Here is a 21,334-nt window from a genome sequence, read left to right as displayed (position 1 = left end):
ATACTATTTTGCAGGAACCAACGGGTCAGACCTACAAGACGCTGGTACAGGTAGCTATGGAAGTATGTGATGAATTTATTCTAGTAAAACGTGATCAGATGGAGTTGGAGCCAGAAGGAGTTGAACTGCTTGAACAGCTGCAACCTTTTCTCAAAAAGGTCATAAAAGATGACTATTGGCCGGGGACTCGGCTTATGGGGCATTATGCAGATGTTTATTTTTTTCATTGTTCACCTGAAGCGGTCGATATTCTTTTATCCTATTCCACCAGCTTGTACTCGTGGGTACAGACCAGGCTGCCTGATGATCTTTGTTTTCTAAAACAAGGACAACCGTGGCTAATCAATACAGCCCATGAGAGAGAAAGCAATTTGATCACTGATGTGAATGAGGAACTTAATAGACTAGAGGAGTGCGGATTGTTGTTCCGTGACTTATCTGAGTTTTATAACGTTGATTAAAAATTTAACTCATATTTAGTGCAGAAGAACCCGCATTTGGTGCGGGTTCTTCTGCATGCTCATTAATATTTCTACGCATCTGTTAAACTACAAGATTTCATATATTCAAAGAAAAGTATTGATAATTATTCTCATATGATTTAATATGATAACGATTCTCATTATCATCACTTTGGTTTGAAGAATGATAAATAAAATATAGATGGGGAGATTGAATATGAATCAGAAAAAATATTTATTAGCTGGGGTATCAGCAGTTTTAGCTTTGAGTTTGGCAGCTTGCGGTAACAATGAGAAGGATAAGACAGCTTCAGAAAAAAGCACAAATAATGCTGCAGTAGCAGCAGAAGGAACAGCAAATAACAAAGGAAATGCGGCTCAGGAGGCAGTTGCCACTGAACAAACCGTTACATATTTGGGCAAGGATTATGTCGTGCCTGCAGAGATTAATAATATTGTAGCAGCAAGTCTCGAATCTATGGAAGATGCTGCCATACTGGGAGTGAAACCTGTAGGTGTACTTGCGATAGCTGATGCTATTCCAGGTTATCTGTCAACAGAGCTAGCGGGTGCATCCTTAGTGGGGGATAAATTTGCTCCAAGTAATGAAGCGATCCTGCAGCTGGATCCAGATGTTATCTTAGGGTCTTCCAAGTTTGGAGAAGATGTGGCCGGCGCACTTAATAAAATTCAAACGATGATTCCTTATTCACATATTTCAACGAACTGGAAAGATAACTTGCTCTTATTAGGTCAATTATCCGGTAAGACGGCAGATGCGGAAAAGATTATTAGCGATTATGAATCTAAAGCCGCTGATGCTAAGGCTGAAATCGGAGAAAAGCTGAAAGATCAATCCATTCTAGTCATTCGTATTCGTCAAGGCAGTATGTGTGTATATCCTGCTGGCGTTTATTTGAATCCGGTTATTTATGAAGATCTGGGCGCTGCCATTCCTGAGGTGATCTCCTCTACAGAGGCACAAGCAGAGCTTTCATTAGAAGCTTTGGCGGATATTAATCCGGACTATATTTTCTTGCAGTTTGAGACTAGTGAGAATACTGATAATGCAACAGCACTTGATGATTTGCTCAAGAATCCGATCTTCAAAAGCGTTACTGCTGTCAAAAATAATCATGTGTTTGTAAATGCAATTGATCCGTTGGCACAAGGTGGAACGGCTTGGTCTAAAGTAAGATTCCTGGATTCAGCAATTGAAAACCTGTTGAAGTAAAACCAAAGGTGCGATGAATAAAATGAATACAAAAAATTGGAAAGTTATATTGATCCTATCAACTTCTCCATTATTCATCGTATTAGCAATTGTTGTATCCGTCTTATATGGTGTTAAAGATATTGGAATATTGACAATATGGCAGGCGATTACACACTTCGATGCTAATAATGTGGACCACAACATTATTATGACATCTAGATTTCCGCGTGTAATCGCCGCTTTATTAGTTGGAGCGGCTCTGGCTGTTTCAGGGGCGTTAATGCAGGGGGTTACACGTAACTATCTTGCATCACCATCGATTATGGGAGTAAATGACGGATCGGCATTTGTTATTACGTTGGCTATGGTGTTTTATCCGGGATTATCAAATGTTCAGATGATTATTTTATCCATGGTGGGTTCAGCCATCGGAGCGGGTTTGGTTTTCGGATTTGGTTCATTGGTCAAAAACGGTTTATCACCAGTCAGGTTAGCAATTATTGGGACTGTAATTGGTACTTTTTTAAGTAGTATCGCCTCAGCAGTAGCGATGTTTTTTCAAGTCTCACAAAATGTTAGCGTCTGGTATAGCTCGAAAATACATACCGTTAATCCAGATATGCTAATATTATCAATTCCTTTTATAATCGTTGGACTGCTCTTGGCGGTTAGTATTTCTAAATCAGTAATGGTTGCTTCCCTGGGGGATGAAACGGCGATTAGCTTGGGTCAACGAACAAAATGGGTGAAAATTGTCAGTATTATATCTGTTGTATGTCTGACCGGGACAGCAGTAGCTTTAGTTGGCAAGATAGCCTTTGTGGGCCTAATCATTCCTCATATTACACGTTTTATCGTAGGTATAGACTATCGCTTTATCATTCCTTGCTCAGCGGTGATTGGAGCTGTTTTTTTAGCGTTATGCGATGTCTTAAGCCGTTATATTAACTTTCCGTTTGAGACGCCAATCGGTGTTGTAACAGCCTTTATTGGAATCCCGTTCTTCCTTTATTTAATTCGGGTTAAAGGGGGAGAGCAGCGTGGATAGAAGTAAAATACAGTTTAGCCGCTATATGCTGACACTATTAGTTTTTATCCTGTTAACCCTTGTGGCGGGGTATTTTCATCTTACGAATGGCGTGTTTGATATGTCTGTAATGGATGTGATAAAAACGCTGCTGCGAATAGATCCTAACCCTAAATTTGACCTGGTTATTTTTCAGTTTCGGTTACCACGGATCATTATTGCTTCTTTAGTAGGAATAGGTCTGGGGATGGCGGGAACTGTCATTCAAGGAATTACCCGTAACGGGCTGGCTGATCCAGGGATCCTTGGGATTAATGCAGGCGCTGGAGCTGCCATCGTCGCGTTTATGTTTTTCTTTCAGATGTCGGGAGTTACTTTTTTCAAAGAAAGCTGGTTCTCGATACTAGCCATGCCGCTGTTTGGTTTTGTAGGTGGGCTTGCCGCAGTTGTGATTATCTTTATTTTCTCTTGGCGGAATGGTGCACTCGATATGCAACGCTTGATTTTGACAGGGATCGCGATTAGTAGTGGTTTTGGTGCGTTGTCGTTGTATATTTCTCTGAAAATGAATGCAAGTGATTATGAAATGGCTGCGGTTTGGAGTGTCGGAAGTATTTATAGCGCGAACTGGACTTATATCATTATGATCGCACCTTGGGTGCTTATTTTAGGATTTGTAATGTATCGAAAAAGCTATTTACTCAATTATTTTCAATTGGAGGATTCCAGTACAAAAAGCTTGGGGATCTCCGTAGAAAAAGAAAAGCTGATCTTTCTGTTATGCAGTGTGGGGATTGTAAGTGTTTGTGTATCTGTATCCGGTTCTATAAGTTTTATAGGCTTGATGGCTCCTCATATTGCCAGAAGATTAGTAGGGATTAACCACCGCTATATTATATTATCCAGTGCAGTGGTTGGGATGTTTTTGCTGGTGATCTCAGATTATTTTGCCAAAACAATATTTCAGCCGGCAGAGTTACCCGTGGGTATAGTCGTTTCGATTATTGGCATTCCATATTTCTTATATTTATTAGCCAAGTCAAGAGTGTAGGGGAGAGTGTACAGAAAAAATGACAACACAAGTAGAGCTCGAACACACAGAATCATGGAAACTTGAATCTCAGTATATGGGTTACACGTACGATATAAAGGTTTCTCTTCCCAGAGAAGCAGCACCAGAAAAGGGCTTCCCTGTGTATTACATGCTCGATGGTAATTCATATTTTCAATTAGGTCGGGATGTTGTGAAATTGCAGTCAAGAAATGCCCCAAAAACTTTTATTGCACCAGCAATTGTGATTGGCATTGGACATTATGGTTCAGATGAAGAGGTCTCTAAAAGAAGATTTTATGATTTTACACCTCCTGCGAAGCAGTATGTATATCCGGATCGATTGAAAAATGCTGACATAGGTCCACATGGTGGGGCTGAGAAGTTTTTGGCTTTTTTAGAATTAGAGTTAATGCCAGCAATCAACAAGAAATATAATGTGGATCAGCATAAACAAGCCTTGTTTGGTCACTCTCTCAGCGGTTTATTTGTCCTCTGGACGTTATTCACTCGTGCGAAGCTATTCCAGTATTATTTGGCCTCTAGTCCATCCATTTGGTGGAATGATCATGAAATCCTGACGTATGCGGAGCGGTTCTATAACAATGGTCAAGTGAAGATGACCGATAAACAAAAGTTATTGATTACCGTAGGGAGTGAAGAGTCGTTTATGGTCGATGACGCAGCATTAGTATTTTCAAAAATGAATGAATATGCTCTGCCTAATTTAGAGGTTGAGCACTATGTCGCACCCAATGAAAATCACGCTTCTGTAGTGCCAACGATTATGAGTAGAGCGTTTCGAGTGCTGAACTGTTAAGGAGTGGGGATATGACGCAAATGAGGGCAGGCGAGCTTGTGCTTTTTGAACATATAGATCGTCAGATTACCGTGTATTTACCGAAAGAATATCATCTATTTCCGGAGCGGATATTTCCAGCGGTTTTCTTACAGGATGGAGATTTTTTGTTCAAAGAGGCGATTATAGCTATAGAGAAAGATGTGGAAGAGGGAGTAACAGAGCCGGTTATTTTTATCGGGATTGATTCTCAACTGCGGAATGATGAATATACACCTTGGGAAATGCCTGCTCTTTTTAAGGATTGGTCCTTTGGGGGCAAGGGCGATGATTATTTGAATTACGTCTATCAGGATCTTGTACCCTATATCAAAAGCTCCTATCGCATCTCTAACGAGCCGAAGAAATTGGCTTTGGGTGGTGTTTCACTAGGTGGATTAATAAGTCTGTACGCAATGTACAAGACTGAAGCTATTTTTGGAAATTTTATCTTCATATCTGCGTCTGTATGGTTTAAAGATTTCATTCATTTCATGGAGAATTCAAGACTAGATAGGGAATACAGAATTTATATGTATGTTGGTGAACAGGAAGGTATCCACAAGACAAATGTCCAGAAGGACATGGTGCCTAACAGCAAACGTGCTTATGATATTTTAAAAGAGAAGATTGATGAAGCTGATCAGCGTGTGAAGTTTGAGACGGATCCGCTGGGCACGCATAATGACATGTTTTTCCTGCAATATTTTCCGAATAGTATCAGGTTCTTATTTCCTGCAAAATAAACATAATAGGACGAGCGGGAGAGAGTAGCCTTGCTTCGTCCTATTTATCGATGAAAAGGGTCATGGCTAGCACATAGCTGCTCTAGTTATTCTTCTGTAAATTCTCGAGATGGGCATCCAAATTGTCGAAGGTTTGGGAAATCCCCTCTAACATCCCCATATCAATAACTTGTTGCAAGGCTTCCGGAGAAGAGTATTTACCGGTATTCACCAGCTTCGTTTGACCATCCAGGTCGATAAAATCTAGTTGGACAAGCGTCTCAGGCAAATCTTTTGAAATATTACCCTCTGCATCTGAGAACCCATCTGTATAAATGACTTGTTCTGGGACTGTAATTTCCTTATACAATGCCTTGCCCCAAGACTCCATACCGTAGAAATCACCTTGATTCTTATCCTCGCACTTCATGCAATAATGCCAAGTACCCCCTGGACGGAAATCGACATTACATACGGGAAGCGTCCAACCTTTTGGACCCCACCAGTGCTTCAAATGCTCAGCCTCAGAAAAAGCTTTGAATACAAGTTCACGTGGAGCTTGGAATACGCGCTCTAATACTAATATGTTGCCATCAACAATTTTGGATACCACTTGGTTGGACGGGTTAGAATTTGTCATGGGATAGATCCTCCTCAAATTTGTTTGCTTCCTGCCAATTTCAGCCTGAGACTATGATTTTTTATTGTTTTCATTGCTCTGTAGCTTTTGCAAATAATCATCCAGTCGATCATATCGTTCTTCCCATATATGGCGGTAGGAGTCTAACCAATCGTCTATTTCCTTAAATGGATCAGGACGGAGCTTGCAAATGCGCTTGTTAGCAACAGCTTGAACTTCAATTAAGCCCGCTTCACTAAGGACACGCAAATGTTTGGACGCTTGAGGCTGTCGTAGCTGAAGACTTTCTGCAATCTCCCCAACGGTTAGAGGATTCTCGCGTAATAGTTCAACGATCTGCATGCGGTGGGGCTCAGCTAAGGCACTCATAACGTTAGTATTCATAAACAAGGATCACTTCGATTCATTAAATTCATTCGTATCTCTATTATGACGTACTGTGGTTGAGCGGCTCTATAGCGCCTCCTTTTTGGTATTTCCTGTTTGTGATGATAATATACCACGGAGGGAATATTCCTGTAAAGGAATATATAATAACCATTGTATGACAACTGCTAGAGAAGGGCATGATACAAGCATTAAAAAGAAATATGTTCCATGATAACCAACAAACTTTACAAAAAACATAGGAATAGATATAATTAAGTATAACTTATCGGGTTTTAGAATTACGCAAGGGGCCTAACGCCAGTGGGCTCCTTTTGTATTTCTTGGCCATGTTACAGGAGGGTGAAGGTCATACACAATGAAAAGATTATGGTTTGTGTTCATTATGGTCCGCATGGGGAGCGTTTAATCCGGCGTGGTGTCCAACTATCTGAAATTATAGGGGCGCCATTGTTTGTATTAAATGTCGATAGTTCGGATATTGATGAATATAATCAGAGCAAAGAAATGTATATGACGGTCTGGAAACGTCTTGCCGATGAAGCTGGCGCAGAGTTTATCATTCGGAAACGTGAAGGCCGAAAAACAACAGATATTATTGTAGAAGTTGCTGAAGAGAATGAGGTTACACAGATCGTCATTGGACAATCTGCTCAAACTCGGTGGCAGGAGCTTACCAAACGTAATTTCATCAATGAACTCATTGGTAAAATGAAAATGATGGATCTGCATGTCGTGGCTGTGCAGCGGATGCGTGCCGGGCTGGAAGAAACCCATGAGGAAGGCGTTATCGCCTACCTGGTCAAAAACGGGGCTGAGTATCAGCTCAGTGATGAACCTCAGGGAGAGTATTCGCTTAAGGGAAAGTTCTTTCACGAACTACACACAGAATTTGAGAACGGTTTATTCAGAATTGAGCAAGAAGATGGAAAGGCTAGATATCTGCATATTTGTGATGGCACATTGACCGATTCTTTATAATCGGGCTTGCCCTTATCAACATTGGGGCCTTGTATATAAGGCCCTACCAATCATATGATCTTTGGCTTTTGGTAAAAAAGTAAGTACTAAAGTTCACAACTTGATAAGCTCAAGTGGAAAAGGAGGACTGCCTTTGCTGCATGTAATCATACTTGTTCCGTTTCTAATGGCCTTAGTAATCGCACTTTTGTCCAAGAGAGCACCCAACCTTCATAGAGGATGGCTTGTTTTCCCTGGTTCACTCGTTTTGTTTGTTTATTTCTTAACCCGGATTCCCGTTATCAAAGGTGGGGATTTGGGATATGAAACCATTTCATGGATTCCTTCACTAGGAATTGATTTGGTTTTCCATCTGGATGGATTAAGTTTGTTGTTTGCTTTGTTAATCACTGGGATGGGTAGTCTTGTAATTATCTATTCAATTTATTATCTGGACCGGCGAAAAGAAGCGTTAACCCCTTTTTATATTTATCTAATGTTGTTTATGGGGGCGATGCTTGGCGTTGTGCTCTCGGATAACTTGATGGTGTTATACGGCTTTTGGGAATTAACAAGTGTTTCGTCATTTCTGTTAATTGCCTTTTGGCATCGGCGGCAAAAATCGCGGTATGGTGCTCTCAAATCTATGTTGATTACCGTATTTGGTGGTTTAGCGATGTTTGCCGGCTTTTTAATGCTTTATGTAATGACAGGCACCTTTAGTATCCGGGAAATTTGGAGTGAGGTTGGCGATATTAGCGGGCATGCTTTATTTATTCCGGCGATGCTACTAATTCTCTTAGGCGCCTTCACCAAATCAGCTCAGTTCCCGTTTCATATCTGGCTGCCGGATGCCATGGAGGCACCTACACCCGTCAGCGCCTATCTGCACTCGGCAACGATGGTTAAAGCTGGATTGTATCTTGTCGCCCGTTTCAGCCCTGTTTTTGCGGGGCAATATGAGTGGTTCTGGGTTGTGTCAGGCGTCGGTTTGATCACCTTGATTTATGGCTCCATCCAGGCGATGAAGCAGACGGACCTGAAGGCTCTATTAGCCTATTCAACGATTAGTCAACTTGGACTGATTATGGGATTGCTGGGAATGGGATCGGCAGCGGCATTTTATGTAGGGGAAGATTCAGTCTTTTACACTGCTGCAACAACAGCGGCTATCTTTCACCTTATTAACCATGCCATCTTTAAAGGCTCTTTGTTTATGATGGTCGGTATAGTTGACCATGAGACGGGTACCCGCGACCTGCGAAAGCTGGGCGGACTGATTTCCATTATGCCGGTTACCTTTACGGTAGCAATGATCGGCAGTTTCTCGATGGCCGGTTTGCCGCCATTTTCCGGTTTTTTAAGTAAAGAGATGTTTTTTACGGCTGTTCTGAATATCCGAAACCTGGATATATTGTCTATTCCCTCGTTGTTTACGCTCTTCCCGGTTTTGGCCTGGATTGCCAGCGTGTTTACTTTTGCATACAGTATGATTTTGGTTTTCCACACCTTTTTCGGAAAATATCAGCCTGAGAAGCTGGACAAAAAACCGCATGAAGCCCCATTTGGACTTCTGCTTGCCCCGTGCCTGCTAGCAGTGCTGTCTATATTTATCGGTTTTTTCCCGAATATATTATCCAAAACACTTATTATCCCTGCAATGAATGCTATTCACCCAATCTTGCAGACCGGAGAACCCTTTGTTGTGAATATTCATTTCTGGCACGGCTTTACACCAGAAATATGGATGACACTTGGTGTTGTGATTCTTGGTATTATTGTATACCGAATCTATGGCCGCTGGAGTCTGGTCGATAAAGAATGGGGCAGTGGCTACACTTTAAATCAAGTCTATGACGGAGTAATCCGGCTGGTCGAGAAATCGTCTAGGGCGTTGACTGGCACCTATATGACAGGTTCTATGCGCCATTACTTGATGTATATCTTCGCTTTCCTGATCGTAGCCATTGGTGGAGCCGTGTGGTATACCGATGGAATAACGCTTGGGACAACTGAATATGCTCCGTTTTCTTTGTTTGAAGTTATTGTTGTTATGGTTATGCTTGTAGGTGCTTTGGCTATCCCATTTGTACGTTCCAGAATCACAGCCATTTTGTTAACAGGAATGGTTGGTTATATGGTTACTTTACTCTTTGTTCTGTTCCGGGCACCTGATCTGGCGCTTACGCAGATGATTGTCGAAGTAGTATCCGTTACATTGTTCCTGCTATGTTTTCGGCATTTGCCTAAGCTGGAGAAAGAGCCGCTCAAACTTCGGTCCCGCTTGCCTAAGCTAGTTATTTCCATCGGGATGGGAATAACCATGACATTGGTTGCACTTGCTGCTTTAGGTAGTAGTCCGTTCGAATCCATCTCGAAGTATTATGTGGAGAATAGCTATACCTTGGGTGGCGGTAAAAATATTGTTAATGTTCTGCTCGTTGATTTCCGCGGCTTTGATACCATGTTTGAAATTACAGTGCTTGGCCTTGCCTCACTTGCTATTTATTCCATGATCAAACTGCAGTTGGATACGGATGGAACTATTGCCCCACTGAAGCGGACTGTGAAGGATAATAAACAACTTTCTTCTGTAAGTGATGATGTGTTACTACAAGCGGTAGCTAAAGTAGCCTTCGTTATGATATTAATATTTTCGCTTTATCTGTTTTTCGCCGGACATAATAATCCGGGAGGCGGATTTATTGGGGCTTTGATGGCATCAGCCGCATTGGTACTGCTCGCCATTACTTTTGGGATTGATATGGTTGAGAAGGTATTGCCTATCGACTATCGTAAGTTAATCGCGGTTGGGGTATCTGTAGCTTTTCTTACAGGAATAGGTTCGTTTTTATTCGATGTACCTTTTCTGAGCCAAGCGTTTGGCTATTTTCAACTGCCACTTATGGGCAAAACAGAACTGACCACAGCAATGTTCTTTGATCTCGGTGTTTTCTTAGCTGTTATTGGTGTCACTATGAATATCATATTTACGATCGGGAGGGATAGCTAATGGAGCTTATTATTGCCCTGGCGATCGGCGTACTGTTTTCCGTAGGTGTTTATCTAGTTCTTTCCAAAAGCTTGCTGCGCATCCTTCTGGGAACCACTTTAATAACGCACGGCGTTCATTTATTGTTACTGACAATGTCTGGCCTCAAGACAGGTGCTGCACCATTGCTGGGTGAGGAAGCGGAAGCTTATGTCGATCCTTTGCCGCAGGCGCTCATTTTGACCTCTATTGTAATTAGCTTTGGAGTAACAGCATTTTTTATTGTTTTGGCATACCGGACTTACCGCTCGACGGGTACCGATGATGTGGAAGGAACCAAGGAGGAGAGACGATGAACAACTTGCTAGTGCTGCCTCTGCTGATTCCGGCCATTACGGCAGTTATACTCATTTTTCTGAAAGAACGAGTACGTCTGCAACGAATCATAAGTGCCGTCAGTGTGTTTTTAAATATCTTTGTTGCGGGATTCATTGTGTATCAGGTAAATACAAACGGTATCCAGACCTTATATATGGGGGGATGGCGTCCACCTTATGGCATTGTGTTTGTTGCCGATATGTTTTCGGCATTGCTCGTGTTGACAGCGGCCATTGTTGGTGCGGCTTGTCTGTTTTTTTCCTTCGCTAGCATTGGGGAAGACAGAGAACGGTTTTATTACTACCCGTTTTTCCATTTTTTATTAACCGGGGTTTTTGGCTCTTTCCTCACCGGGGACCTGTTTAACTTGTTTGTCTGCTTTGAGGTGCTGTTAGTTGCTTCTTACGCTTTGATCGTACTTGGTGGGTCCAAGGGTCAACTGCGAGAGACATTAAAGTATGTATTAATTAATGTGATTTCCTCTTCCTTGTTTGTGGCGACGATTGCTTATTTATATGCTGCGACAGGCACACTGAATATGGCGCATTTATCTATGCGTGTAGCAGAGGCGGGACAAGGCGGTGTAATGAACGTCATTGCGGTCCTGCTGCTAATTGTATTTTCGATTAAGGCAGGTTTGCTGCTCTTTTTCTGGCTTCCCGATTCCTATAGTGCACCGCCATTGGCTGTTAGAGCCCTGTTTGGGGCTTTGTTAACCAAGGTAGGATTGTATGCAATTACACGTACCTTTACTTTGATTTTTATTCAAGAACCGGGACTCACCCATACATTGATTGCCTGGATGGCGGGGGCGACAATGATACTTGGGGCAATCGGGGCATTGGCTTACAACGATCTGGGCCGAATATTTAATTATAATATCATCATCAGTGTAGGATTTATTGCTTTTGGGATCTCTGTCGCAACTCAGGATTCGTTAAATGGTGTAGTGTTTTATTTAATGCATGACATGGTTGCCAAAGCATTATTATTTTTCCTGGGTGGGATGATTATCTCAGCTTCGGGCACCGACCGATTAAAAGAAATGGGTGGTTTGATCCGACGTTATCCGTGGACCGGCTGGATGTTTTTTGTACTGACTTTGGCATTGGTTGGTGTTCCACCCCTTAGTGGTTTCGCTGGAAAAGTGATGATGGTGCGTAGTGGATTTGGAGAGAATCACGTGGCTCTGGCGCTGATTGCACTTGCATCCAGCTTTGTAGTGTTATATTCCTTGATCAAGGTATTCCAGCAAGTATTCTGGGGTGGCGAGAAAAGGGAAGAACAAGTCAAACCGCTTCATTATAAAGCCATGATGGCACCGGCGGCTGTTCTGTTCGTGATTGTAATTCTGATGGGTGTAGGTGCGGAGACGGTAAACGGTTTTGTGAGTCAAGCCGGAGCCGTACTGGCTGATCCAGCACTATACATTAACGCTGTCATGAAGGAGTGATACTATGGCTTTTCAACTATTATTGAATTTCATGATAGCATTCCTGTGGATGTTCCTGCACAATGACTGGACTGGGCCACGTTTCGTCATTGGTTTCTTGATCGGTATCCTCATTCTGCTCGGAATGCGACGTTTTTGGCCCAGATTATATCTAGGAAAAGTGTGGGCAATTATTAAGCTAATCCTTTTGCTGCTGCGGGAACTGGTCGTTTCAAGTTATGTAGTGGTAAAAGCCGTTCTGAGACCGGAGCTTAATATACGTCCAGCAATCTTGAAATATACTACAGAGCTGAAATCGGATTGGGAAGTGGCTACTTTGATCACATTGCTCTGCCTTACTCCCGGATCTGTGGTACTTGAAGTATCGGATGATAACCGGACTTTGTATATTCATGCCATGGATGTTGATGATCCCGCACAGTTCAGAGCGAATATCCGTGACACCTTTGAGCGCGCGATATTGGAGGTGACCCGTTAATGATCCATTTTATTCTTATGCTCTCGCTTACGATTATGGCGCTGGCGATTGGTGTATGTGCCTGGCGTTTGTTGAAGGGACCTTCTTTGCCTGACCGGGTAGCAGCATTGGATACGATTGGAATTAATCTGTTAGCCATGGTAGCCGTTCTTTCTGTTTTACTCCGAACGCAGGCTTTTATCGAAATTATTTTGTTAATAGGCATTCTTTCCTTTATCGGCACGACGGCATTTGCCAGATACATCGAAAGGGGAGTGGTGCTAGAACATGGAAACGATCAAGACAGTCGGTGAATTGCTGTTTGCTTTGTTAATTCTGATGGGGGCATTGCTTAGTGCTGTAAGTGCTTATGGATTGATTCGGCTGCCTGATGTTTATCTGAGATCGCATGCCGCTGCTAAAAGTGCCACCCTTGGTGTTTTATGTGTTCTGAGCGGGGCCTTTCTATATTTTGCATTTTTTCTAGATCATATAAGTGCTAAGCTGCTACTGGGGATTGTCTTTGTATTTATGACCTCACCTTTATCTGCGCATTTGACAGGTAGAGCTGCTTATCGCTCAGGGGTTCCCTTATGGAATCGCAGAATTCAGGATGATTTAAGAGAGGTACTGGAGAAAGAAAAAGCTGTAGCAGCATCCCCTGAACGGGATGTGCCTCAAGAATAAAATTCAGGAAATGTTAGTCTGTAATTTCGGATTACAACAATAAGTTTGGATCGCAATAGCTAAAAAGCAACAACCCTGCATGAAAACGCGGGGTTGTTGCTTTTTTAGATTAAAACTACTCTTTTTTTGTTATCTTAACGAACTAATATTTTGCCTTCTCCAGCAAGTATGCGAAGTACCCTTGGGAGTCGTTCACCGTCATTCTCAGGGATGTCCAACTGAATGCCGTAGTGGAAACTGCCTTGTTGTTCTTTGTTCCATTTCAATATTCCTTCTATGTACATAGATTCATCCGTAAGATTCATTTCCATGCCAATGCGTACTAGGTTATTTTCTGGGTTGATATTGAGGGGTAACGATAAGTGGCAACCCGATCGACTGATGTCGAACAATACAGCCCTTACAGGCTTGGAAGGAACCTGGATGCCGTTAATAGTAAGAATATGAAGATCAAATGTTACAGGTTCTTTAAGGGTATATCGAAAAGGTTCGGTTCTGCGATTAGTGTTCATATGCTCCTCCATACTTTTCCATGTAATATAAATTATCGACATAAAAGTAGGATTAGTGAAGAGTTGATTCTATTTTTGATTTATTTCACTACTTGAGCAGTCTCGTAGGTAAGGCAGCGCAGACTTTGATCAGGATAACGCATTTCTGCCGTGTAGCTGCTGCCATCTTCCAGCATCATCTGAACAGCGACCATGCCGCGTTTATCATTGGTTTCAGTGTTGATCAGTGTTGCTGTAGCAATTTTCCGGCTTTCTTTTTGTTTATCTGTAAGGATAGTAATGGCCGTATTGATCCAACTAGCATCTTTATAGATGGCGCTGGCAGCAGAAGCGCTAATTGGTGTTCTTTTCAGAGAATTATTAATCGCGGTCGTATTCACTACCATACCGTTTATGGGATCAATTAGTACATCGTATTCCCAGAATTCCTTACCTTGCCCTTCTAGGGTCTTGGCGTTATATGGACTGAAATGTACAGCCCATGTCCACGGCAGCGAGGTTCGGGTATCACTCAGAATAACCCGCATCTGCAGCTTTCCCATGTCCACTTCGAATAATTTGCGAACGCTTGAAGCAGCGAGAGCAACGGTATCGCTTTGACTCAAATGCCCTACAGCAGGCGGTGTAACAGTGTTCCGTTTGGATACAGAAGTCTCATTACCAGCCATGTCTATGAAATTGTTAATTTGTTGTATTTCTTTAGGGCTCGTCTGCTGTTGTAGATCGTCATTCTCTGTGGACACCCGCGTGGGTGCTTCCAACTTCACCCCTGGGGTTTTGATGCTGGTTAAAGCTAAATGGGTGGTGTTTTGAATGACTGCACTGACGATTAGCAGACTCCCTGAGAACAGGAGTACAGCTAAAGCAGTGGGGAATTTTTTGTTATTCACTTGAATAACCTCCATTTGCTTCGGATGATGCTGAATCTTCCTAACCTTAAACTATAGATGTTATAGAGTAGGTGAACAGATGTTATGGAGTTGTAAAAAGATGCGGATACTTGTTCCTTGACCTAAAGTAGAATTCAGTGAAATTCTGGCTTGATGTGCATCTGCGATTTGCTTGCATAAAGATAAACCAAGACCCGCACCCCCGTATTCGCGTGTGCGCGATTTTTCACCTCGATAAAAGGGTTCAAAAACACGCGCGCTCTGTTCCGGGGTCATCCCAAATCCCGAATCACATACTTCCAATATGGCTTCATTTTGCAATGCATAGGCAAGCAAGCGGATGGTGCTCCCTTGCGGAGATGCATGAATGGAATTTTCGACAAGGTTAACCAAGAAGGAAGTTAGCAGATCATGATCACCCCAAACCGCAGGGATCGAATAATCCATTTCTAGTTTGATGCCTGCTTCGTCCAATTTAAGCTGCACAATCTGTTTAACCGATTTGAACAAATCTGATATGTCTACTTGTTTCAGAGTCAGAGGATGATGCCGTAGGACGGACAAATCCAGCAGTTTGAAGGCTAAATTCTTCAGGCGTAAGGTTTCACTAAGGATATATTGACCAGCCATCTGCTGTTCTTCCTGGCCTATATTCGCGGAAGTCAGAAATTCAGCAAATCCCTGCATACTGGTTAAAGGTGTGCGCAGTTCGTGGGCGAGGTTATCTACCATTCTCTGCTTTTCATCGGCCATATTAGACAGTTCGATCACGTGCTGTTCCACTGCGTTTGCCATTCGGTTAAAGTTCAGGGCTAACTCACCAAATTCATCTTTACTGCGCAACTGCACACGCTCGGTATATTTGCCTTCAGCGATCGTTTTTGTAGTCTTTGAAAGCTGTTTAAGTGGTTTGGTCAACTGCCGGATCAGCAAGTAGAGTAATAGGAGCAGAATTGGACCGATAATCCAGTTAATCATTACAAAAAAACGGTTCAGCTCATGCTGCTTAGCATACAGGTCACTGATATCACGTTGATAAACGATCGTCAAAGCTTGATAGGGAGCAGGGAGCTCAGTAGAGAGTTGAATAGAATGTGATTCCGGCGTTGAGACGGATGGGACTCCGGCATTCGGATAAACCAGCTGGTCATTCTCCCAGAGCTGTAGTCCGATTCCCTGCTTATGATAAAATTCACCATAGGATTGAGCCACGCTGGAGATTAAAGTAGAGGTAAGTGTGGCCCCACGGGTCTGAATTGATTCAAGATTTTCATAAATGTTGTTTGCAATTAATAGCTGTTCGCTTGAAGCACGCTGCATTTCGCTGTCCATGTTCAGCTGCCAGCTTTTTTTCATAATCATTATTACACTCACATCTAGGGCGACGATGAAGAAGGCGAGGACTGACAGCAGAATTTTATGCCAGAATCTCATACTAGACCTGAACTTCCAAGCGGTAACCAAGCTTAAATACGGTTTTAATTCGTTCTTCCCAGCCTAGTTTTTTGCGCAGCTGCCTGATGTGTACATCTACGGTACGGGTATCTCCTTCAAAATCATAGCCCCAAGCTAATTCCAGCAACTTTTCCCTTGATAAAGCAATGTTTCTGTTGCGGATAAGGACTTCAAGAAGCTCAAATTCCCTAGCGGTTAAATCTACGGGTAGTTGATCCACCATGACAAGCCTCTCAAGATAACGTACCTCAACGTTTTCACAAAGAAAATTGGAAGTGCCTTTTTCACTCCTGCGTAACACCACATTGATTCTTGCCAACAATTCAAGGATTTCAAAAGGTTTAATAATATAATCATCGGCGCCCAGCTCAAAGCCCTTGATGCGATCAGCCAGTGAATCTTTAGCGGTGATTAGAATCACCGGAATTTGTAAGTGAGCAATCCGCTGCATGATCTCAAAACCATCCAGTTCGGGCAGCATTATATCGAGCAGAATTAAATCGGCCTTTTCACGTTCCAGCAGTTCAATAACCTCCAGCCCGCGATAAGCCTTGCTATAGGTATGTCCGACTAATTTTAGATTCATAGTAATTAAGTCACTGATTGCACGTTCATCTTCTACGACTATGATATGGCCCATAGTTCATTGTTCCCTCCTAAGCTAGCAAATCACTTCCTAATGCTAATAAACTATAAACAACTTATTACAGAATTGTCCAGTGAAGGTATGAAAAAGCATCTAGTTCTTCATAATTTTGATTGTGAATAGAGCTCAAAAAGGACTGAAAGAGAACGAAAGCAGTCTCTTAATCAATCCTAAAACACATCATTATAAGCCTTTGCAACTCTTTATTAATTGGAAATTCCATCCGTTGTTGACTTAGGCAAGGGGGTATCGGGGGCAATAAAATCGTGAACGATTTGACGGAAATATTCGTGATTATCATAGCTGTTGTACATACGCCAGGCCACCGTTTGGGAGTTGCCGAAAAATAACCGCTCGAACTGGGTTTGACGACCTCCGAATGCACCCGCTCCTAGTTCCCACGCCAGCCGGAATAAGGCATTTCGATACCATGCATCCGAGACATTCCCCTTCAAATATTCATAAAGATAAGAACCAGCGCTTGATGTAAAGTCGGCTTCAGAGGGGATCATGATGAGACCGCTTGAACTGAGGTTTTGAACCATTTCAACCATTTCTGGATAAAACTCTGAAAAGTGAATGGTTGAAGCCAATAGTGGTCCCTTGTCTGGAACGAGATATCCAAATTTGTCGAGCGAAGCCCCTATTTCCGCTGCAAGTCTTAAGGCTTTGAAAGTTTCTAAATAGGTTAATATTCTGGAAATAGGCAAAATCGTGTAGGATTCAAGGACAGCGTTTTGTTCTTCAGCCAAAGACTCTAGCATACCAAGAAAAAACTCGGTTTTTGCAATATAGCGGGTGACAATTTGGTGGGCCATATGCGTATGAAAGTTACTCTCGCCGAATAATCGGGAACAGTACATTTCATCGCCATAATAAAATATACGATCATGAGGGATAAGTACACGGTCAAAGATAACAAGGGTATCCATTTCTTCATATCTTGAACTTAACGGATGGTCGTAAGTAGATGAGGCAGCGTAGCTTTCACGGCAAAAAAAAGTCATTCCAGGCAGATCATTAGGCACCGCAAAGGCAAACGCAAAGGGATTATCATCATCCACAAGTGAGGGTGAGGGAGTCGGGAATACAAGCATTTCATCGCAGGTAGCTCCCTGTGTTGCCATCATAAAAGCACCGGTAACAATCATCCCCTCATCATTGATTTCTACGACTTTAGCAGCGATAGAATCCTCTGTAGCATCAATCTGGCCGGATATTTTGCTGGCTTGAGGCTGGATGAAGGCATGGGATAAGGTAATGTCATAATCACGACAGTAGGCATAGTATTTTCTGAGGTTCTCAGCATATTTCGGATTAAGGTCCTCAAGGATATCAGCAGCTGTGAAGAGAGACATAATGGCTGTATTCATATAATCGGGGGAGCGTCCTAAAAATCCATGATGTCTATTGGACCAGAGTTCAATCATTTTTCTCCGGCGTTCTAAATCTTCAGCATTTTTGGGTGGAAGAAAAGATAAACCAACAGGATCTCCAGTATCAGGTGAAGGATAGGTCATCTGCGCCAAATAACGTTCATCACACTGCATGTTATACATTTCAGCTTGTGTTTGTATGAGACCCTGAAAGGCAGGGTGTTTGGATAAAGGACCTTCAATACGTATTCCTCTGTACCAGATATTGATCTTTTGCCGGTCGATTCGTTCGATGTATTGATTACCTGTTTTTATAGGCATAGGTTCCACCTCATTGAAGTCATCTTTGACTAATAAGCCGTATTATTGCTATTAATGTACGTGACCATGAATCTACGTGTACATTGTCCATATACCGTGTGTGAACAGGGAGTTTGGGGTTGACATAAACGAAGCTGACTTGTATATTTTGGATATTGGATTACAAATGTAGTCATGCCAGGAAAGAATGGTGGATAGTATTATGTCTAAGGAAACTCCAAGGATTTCGGATGCCGAGTGGGAAGTGATGAAGGTGCTGTGGGCAAGTGCCCCGCGCACTGCAGGTGAGATTGTTGAAGCACTAGAAGGCAGCAGGGATTGGAACCCAAAGACGGTACGGACGTTGATTAAGCGTCTGACAGAGAAGCAGGCTATTGGTTATAACCAGACAGGTAGGGTGTATTCATATTATCCGCTGGTGAGGGAAGAGGAATGTGTCCAATCGGAGACACGATCCTTTCTGAAGCGGATCTACGGTGGAACTCTGCGCCCGATGTTGGTCAATTTTTTGCAGGATGAAAAGTTGTCCCGGGAAGATATTGAAGAATTGAAGAGAATTTTGGATGAACGAAAGGACTGAGCCGCTTGCTGGAAGCTGCATACAATCTGTTCGTCAAGGTATTGTCGCTGTCTGCCATGGCGAGCGTGCTGGCTCTGCTGATCTTATTGACCCGGTTCCTGTTCAAGGATCGTCTAAAACCTACCTGGACGTATCTTCTGTGGATACCACTGATCGTGAGGCTGGCAATACCTTGGGCACCAGAAAGCACATTTAGTATTTTTAATCTGTTGCCGCTGGAGAAAGAAGCGGCGCAGAGTACCATTTTTCCGTCAGTACAGTCGGAAATCGGCTTTACTTATATGCCCGGGTTGACCGGAGAGGAAGAGGAAGCAGCGTCAGTTACTGGAATTGCAGAAACTGGACCTTTGCCGGGAGCATCAGCATCGGATGATGTGGCACAAGTCAATCCGCAAATAGACAGTTCTTCCAGGGCGACCGATTCAGGGTGGGAGCCTCTACATTTACTGGTTTTGGTGTGGCTTGGCGGAGCCGCGGTGGTACTGGGCTTGTCAGTTCGAGTACAACTTCGATTTACCGCACGGGTTCGAAGGGAACCAGAGATTCATTCCTTAGAAATCCAACGGTTGTTCCGAACCTGTCAGCAGGAGATGCAGGTACGGCGCCCAGTCAAGCTGATCGAGACGAAGCAGATTGCCGTACCGACACTACTTGGCGTTATACGGCCCATGTTGCTGCTGCCCACCTCTACCTTACACACTCTGGAGACGAACGGGCTCCGTCATATATTCCTTCATGAGCTGGCGCATGTGAAGCGCCGTGATATTTTGCTAAATCTGCTGACAGGTCTGCTGCTGGCCATGCATTGGTTTAATCCTCTGTTGTGGTATGCCGTACGCCAAATGAAAGAGGATCAAGAGGTTGCCTGTGATGCTCTGGTCTTGAAGCATCTTGAACCAGCGTGCCACAGAAGTTATGCCCTGACACTTCTCAAATTGTTAGAAACCTTACCCGACCCGATCCGGTTGGCAGGTACAGCTGGCATTTCGAGCAGTAAAAAGGAAATGGAAAGAAGGATTATCATGATTACCAGACACAAAAAATTTACGGCAAAAAACTCACTGCTGGGCCTAGCTGTAATTATGGTCTTAAGTGGCTGTACCCTGACAGGGGCAAAGCTGAATTCTGCATCAGCCCCGGCAAAGAGCGCTCCTGCTACTTTTCGGGCAGAAGCGCAGGATAAAGAGAGCACGGCTTCCAGCGTTAAAGGCACTCTATTGGCGGAAAAAAACGGAATCACGGTATCTGCTAATCCCACTGGGGAGAATGCACTTTTGCATAAAGTCACGGTAGATGTGCGTGGTGAAGTAAGCCGTACGTTCTTGTGGAATGCCGGGGAAGATGAAACTCGGCCTCCATTGATTGAAGAAGCAGATGTGAACGGGGATGGGACTAAAGAAATCTTCATACGCATTACGACCGGCACAGGTACCGGACTTTCTATGAGTGAGATTCATGTGCTCCAGCCTGTTACCTTGGAAGAGCTTGTGGTCGAAGATCCGATCGAAACGTTGAATCAGAGGCTGAAATCCTCCATTACACACCGAAATAACCATACCTATGTATCTGCTGAACTGGACAGAAAGCATTTGACCAAAGTATATGATTACACTGAGGGAGCTTGGGGAGAGAAGGTCGGATTTGGCTCAATAGTTTCATACGAGCTGATAGATGACCAAATTATAGCCCACTTGGCTGGTGCAGCCTCTATGTCTGAGTTTCCGCTCGAAGTTATTGCCGTTTACGGGAAGAATCTGACCATTGAGAGCGCACAGATGTACTATGGTTCGTTTATATCTCCACCGCTCAGTGAACAGGACATCAAGTCCATGATGAAAAAACAGCTTCCGGCAAGCGGTTGGACCTTTAGCAAAGACGGAGATCAATATAGGGTGGATATAGATCCACTGAATGGCGAAGGGGAAGGCAACAGCTACAAAATTAATCCGCTTACCGGAACGGTTCATGACGTATCTTCTGGCAGTCCACTGAGAAGTCTTGTAAACCGAGAAGCGATAGATCTGTGGGATATCTCTAACGGTACAGAATACCAGAAGGAACTGTATAAGTTACTCCAACCTATCTTTGATACAGAGGGTTTCAAGCCAACAGGTACGGACTGGATTTCAGGGTTTATCGGGGATGGTTATTTGTTCAGTGATGTTAGGCAAGGAAGCAGGGAATTCACGATTAAAGTAGATGTCTTTACTGGTCAGTGGGAGGAAATTCCTGACCCGTATAAATAGTTAATTATCATAGGTCTGTACCGTACGATTGAAGAG

General features: G+C 43.1%; 22 protein-coding genes. 15 read left to right on the top strand and 7 right to left on the bottom strand.

Going from position 1 to position 21,334, the window contains the following annotated elements; genetic code table 11:
* The first annotated feature begins 8 nt into the window (after positions 1-8).
* The 6 genes from MKY63_RS28060 to MKY63_RS28035 all read left to right on the top strand — a co-directional run bounded on the left by MKY63_RS28060 (position 9) and on the right by MKY63_RS28035 (position 5,339).
* Positions 9-461 carry a hypothetical protein gene (locus MKY63_RS28060; RefSeq protein WP_051491456.1) on the top strand — a complete coding sequence of 151 codons (453 nt, stop codon included), beginning with the start codon at positions 9-11 and terminating at the stop codon, positions 459-461.
* Between the two features lie 217 nt (positions 462-678).
* A complete protein-coding gene (locus tag MKY63_RS28055) occupies positions 679-1,695 on the top strand; it encodes an ABC transporter substrate-binding protein (RefSeq protein WP_036686393.1) in 1,017 nt (338 codons plus the stop codon).
* A gap of 13 nt (positions 1,696-1,708) precedes the next feature.
* Positions 1,709-2,725 carry an iron ABC transporter permease gene (locus tag MKY63_RS28050; RefSeq protein ID WP_076273844.1) on the top strand — a complete coding sequence of 339 codons (1,017 nt, stop codon included), beginning with the start codon at positions 1,709-1,711 and terminating at the stop codon, positions 2,723-2,725.
* A gap of 25 nt (positions 2,726-2,750) precedes the next feature.
* The gene (locus MKY63_RS28045) at positions 2,751-3,755 is read left to right on the top strand and encodes an iron ABC transporter permease (protein ID WP_339813636.1); all 1,005 of its coding nucleotides are present in this window, start codon (positions 2,751-2,753) and stop codon (positions 3,753-3,755) included.
* 19 nt (positions 3,756-3,774) lie between these two features.
* Entirely contained in the window at positions 3,775-4,575 is an 801-nt protein-coding gene (locus MKY63_RS28040; RefSeq protein ID WP_339810661.1) for an alpha/beta hydrolase-fold protein, read from the top strand.
* Positions 4,576-4,586: 11 nt separating this feature from the next.
* Positions 4,587-5,339 (top strand): alpha/beta hydrolase-fold protein, encoded by a 753-nt coding sequence (locus MKY63_RS28035; protein WP_339810659.1) that lies wholly within the window; start codon positions 4,587-4,589, stop codon positions 5,337-5,339.
* Between the two features lie 82 nt (positions 5,340-5,421).
* Here MKY63_RS28035 and MKY63_RS28030 read toward each other — a convergent pair whose 3' ends face one another.
* Together MKY63_RS28030 and MKY63_RS28025 are read right to left on the bottom strand one after the other, a co-directional pair.
* The gene (locus tag MKY63_RS28030) at positions 5,422-5,958 is read right to left on the bottom strand and encodes an SRPBCC domain-containing protein (RefSeq protein WP_076144019.1); all 537 of its coding nucleotides are present in this window, start codon (positions 5,956-5,958) and stop codon (positions 5,422-5,424) included.
* Positions 5,959-6,009: 51 nt separating this feature from the next.
* Entirely contained in the window at positions 6,010-6,342 is a 333-nt protein-coding gene (locus tag MKY63_RS28025) for a metalloregulator ArsR/SmtB family transcription factor (RefSeq protein ID WP_076183577.1), read from the bottom strand.
* A 345-nt stretch (positions 6,343-6,687) separates the two neighbouring features.
* Here MKY63_RS28025 and MKY63_RS28020 point away from each other — a divergent pair, with 345 nt between their 5' ends.
* The 7 genes from MKY63_RS28020 to mnhG all read left to right on the top strand — a co-directional run bounded on the left by MKY63_RS28020 (position 6,688) and on the right by mnhG (position 13,272).
* Positions 6,688-7,326 (top strand): universal stress protein, encoded by a 639-nt coding sequence (locus MKY63_RS28020; RefSeq protein ID WP_232061321.1) that lies wholly within the window; start codon positions 6,688-6,690, stop codon positions 7,324-7,326.
* 127 nt (positions 7,327-7,453) lie between these two features.
* Positions 7,454-10,318 (top strand): Na+/H+ antiporter subunit A, encoded by a 2,865-nt coding sequence (locus tag MKY63_RS28015; protein WP_339813633.1) that lies wholly within the window; start codon positions 7,454-7,456, stop codon positions 10,316-10,318.
* The gene (locus tag MKY63_RS28010; protein WP_036686402.1) at positions 10,318-10,653 is read left to right on the top strand and encodes a Na(+)/H(+) antiporter subunit C; all 336 of its coding nucleotides are present in this window, start codon (positions 10,318-10,320) and stop codon (positions 10,651-10,653) included. Before MKY63_RS28015 ends, MKY63_RS28010 begins: the two co-directional genes overlap by 1 nt.
* On the top strand, positions 10,650-12,128 hold the full coding sequence (locus MKY63_RS28005) for a Na+/H+ antiporter subunit D (protein WP_076101745.1): 1,479 nt from the start codon (positions 10,650-10,652) through the stop codon (positions 12,126-12,128). Before MKY63_RS28010 ends, MKY63_RS28005 begins: the two co-directional genes overlap by 4 nt.
* A gap of 4 nt (positions 12,129-12,132) precedes the next feature.
* On the top strand, positions 12,133-12,606 hold the full coding sequence (locus MKY63_RS28000; RefSeq protein ID WP_076101747.1) for a Na+/H+ antiporter subunit E: 474 nt from the start codon (positions 12,133-12,135) through the stop codon (positions 12,604-12,606).
* Positions 12,606-12,899: a Na(+)/H(+) antiporter subunit F1 gene (locus tag MKY63_RS27995; protein ID WP_036686407.1), complete on the top strand. Its 294-nt coding sequence runs from the start codon at positions 12,606-12,608 to the stop codon at positions 12,897-12,899. The genes MKY63_RS28000 and MKY63_RS27995 overlap by 1 nt, the downstream gene beginning before the upstream one ends.
* Positions 12,874-13,272 (top strand): monovalent cation/H(+) antiporter subunit G, encoded by a 399-nt coding sequence (gene mnhG, locus MKY63_RS27990; RefSeq protein ID WP_036686408.1) that lies wholly within the window; start codon positions 12,874-12,876, stop codon positions 13,270-13,272. The genes MKY63_RS27995 and mnhG overlap by 26 nt, the downstream gene beginning before the upstream one ends.
* Before the next feature lie 134 nt (positions 13,273-13,406).
* Here the strand turns inward: mnhG and MKY63_RS27985 are convergent, their stop codons facing one another.
* From MKY63_RS27985 to MKY63_RS27965, 5 genes are all read right to left on the bottom strand, one after another.
* On the bottom strand, positions 13,407-13,784 hold the full coding sequence (locus MKY63_RS27985) for a PilZ domain-containing protein (protein WP_036686410.1): 378 nt from the start codon (positions 13,782-13,784) through the stop codon (positions 13,407-13,409).
* Between the two features lie 80 nt (positions 13,785-13,864).
* Positions 13,865-14,674 (bottom strand): hypothetical protein, encoded by an 810-nt coding sequence (locus MKY63_RS27980; protein WP_076144017.1) that lies wholly within the window; start codon positions 14,672-14,674, stop codon positions 13,865-13,867.
* 60 nt (positions 14,675-14,734) lie between these two features.
* Complete coding sequence (locus MKY63_RS27975) at positions 14,735-16,036, bottom strand: HAMP domain-containing sensor histidine kinase (RefSeq protein WP_256719413.1); 1,302 nt, start codon at positions 16,034-16,036, stop codon at positions 14,735-14,737.
* Positions 16,037-16,109: 73 nt separating this feature from the next.
* Positions 16,110-16,769: a response regulator transcription factor gene (locus MKY63_RS27970; RefSeq protein ID WP_036686413.1), complete on the bottom strand. Its 660-nt coding sequence runs from the start codon at positions 16,767-16,769 to the stop codon at positions 16,110-16,112.
* Between the two features lie 212 nt (positions 16,770-16,981).
* Positions 16,982-18,472, bottom strand: coding sequence for a 4-hydroxyphenylacetate 3-hydroxylase N-terminal domain-containing protein (locus tag MKY63_RS27965; protein ID WP_076144014.1), 1,491 nt, complete (start codon positions 18,470-18,472; stop codon positions 16,982-16,984).
* Between the two features lie 202 nt (positions 18,473-18,674).
* Between MKY63_RS27965 and MKY63_RS27960 the strand changes: the two genes are divergently transcribed.
* The gene (locus MKY63_RS27960) at positions 18,675-19,052 is read left to right on the top strand and encodes a BlaI/MecI/CopY family transcriptional regulator (RefSeq protein ID WP_036686415.1); all 378 of its coding nucleotides are present in this window, start codon (positions 18,675-18,677) and stop codon (positions 19,050-19,052) included.
* A 5-nt stretch (positions 19,053-19,057) separates the two neighbouring features.
* Complete coding sequence (locus MKY63_RS27955; RefSeq protein ID WP_076144012.1) at positions 19,058-21,298, top strand: M56 family metallopeptidase; 2,241 nt, start codon at positions 19,058-19,060, stop codon at positions 21,296-21,298.
* Positions 21,299-21,334 lie beyond the last annotated feature (36 nt).

Origin of the sequence: Paenibacillus sp. FSL R7-0189, assembly GCF_037969925.1 — a bacterium.
In the GTDB taxonomy this organism is placed as follows: Bacteria; Bacillota; Bacilli; order Paenibacillales; family Paenibacillaceae; genus Paenibacillus_AQ; species Paenibacillus_AQ odorifer.
The sequence above is the reverse complement of the archived record's forward strand: the minus strand, read 5'-3'. Positions and strand labels throughout refer to the sequence as shown.

Coding starts and splice junctions, on each gene's coding strand:
- MKY63_RS28055 (WP_036686393.1), top strand. CDS start 679: ATGAATCAGAAAAAATATTTATTAGCTGGGGTATCAGCAGTTTTAGCT.
- MKY63_RS28050 (WP_076273844.1), top strand. CDS start 1,709: ATGAATAAAATGAATACAAAAAATTGGAAAGTTATATTGATCCTATCA.
- MKY63_RS28045 (WP_339813636.1), top strand. CDS start 2,751: ATGCTGACACTATTAGTTTTTATCCTGTTAACCCTTGTGGCGGGGTAT.
- MKY63_RS28040 (WP_339810661.1), top strand. CDS start 3,775: ATGACAACACAAGTAGAGCTCGAACACACAGAATCATGGAAACTTGAA.
- MKY63_RS28035 (WP_339810659.1), top strand. CDS start 4,587: ATGACGCAAATGAGGGCAGGCGAGCTTGTGCTTTTTGAACATATAGAT.
- MKY63_RS28030 (WP_076144019.1), bottom strand. CDS start 5,958: ATGACAAATTCTAACCCGTCCAACCAAGTGGTATCCAAAATTGTTGAT.
- MKY63_RS28025 (WP_076183577.1), bottom strand. CDS start 6,342: ATGAATACTAACGTTATGAGTGCCTTAGCTGAGCCCCACCGCATGCAG.
- MKY63_RS28010 (WP_036686402.1), top strand. CDS start 10,318: ATGGAGCTTATTATTGCCCTGGCGATCGGCGTACTGTTTTCCGTAGGT.
- MKY63_RS28005 (WP_076101745.1), top strand. CDS start 10,650: ATGAACAACTTGCTAGTGCTGCCTCTGCTGATTCCGGCCATTACGGCA.
- MKY63_RS28000 (WP_076101747.1), top strand. CDS start 12,133: ATGGCTTTTCAACTATTATTGAATTTCATGATAGCATTCCTGTGGATG.
- MKY63_RS27995 (WP_036686407.1), top strand. CDS start 12,606: ATGATCCATTTTATTCTTATGCTCTCGCTTACGATTATGGCGCTGGCG.
- mnhG (WP_036686408.1), top strand. CDS start 12,874: ATGGAAACGATCAAGACAGTCGGTGAATTGCTGTTTGCTTTGTTAATT.
- MKY63_RS27985 (WP_036686410.1), bottom strand. CDS start 13,784: ATGAACACTAATCGCAGAACCGAACCTTTTCGATATACCCTTAAAGAA.
- MKY63_RS27975 (WP_256719413.1), bottom strand. CDS start 16,036: ATGATTATGAAAAAAAGCTGGCAGCTGAACATGGACAGCGAAATGCAG.
- MKY63_RS27970 (WP_036686413.1), bottom strand. CDS start 16,769: ATGGGCCATATCATAGTCGTAGAAGATGAACGTGCAATCAGTGACTTA.
- MKY63_RS27965 (WP_076144014.1), bottom strand. CDS start 18,472: ATGCCTATAAAAACAGGTAATCAATACATCGAACGAATCGACCGGCAA.
- MKY63_RS27960 (WP_036686415.1), top strand. CDS start 18,675: ATGTCTAAGGAAACTCCAAGGATTTCGGATGCCGAGTGGGAAGTGATG.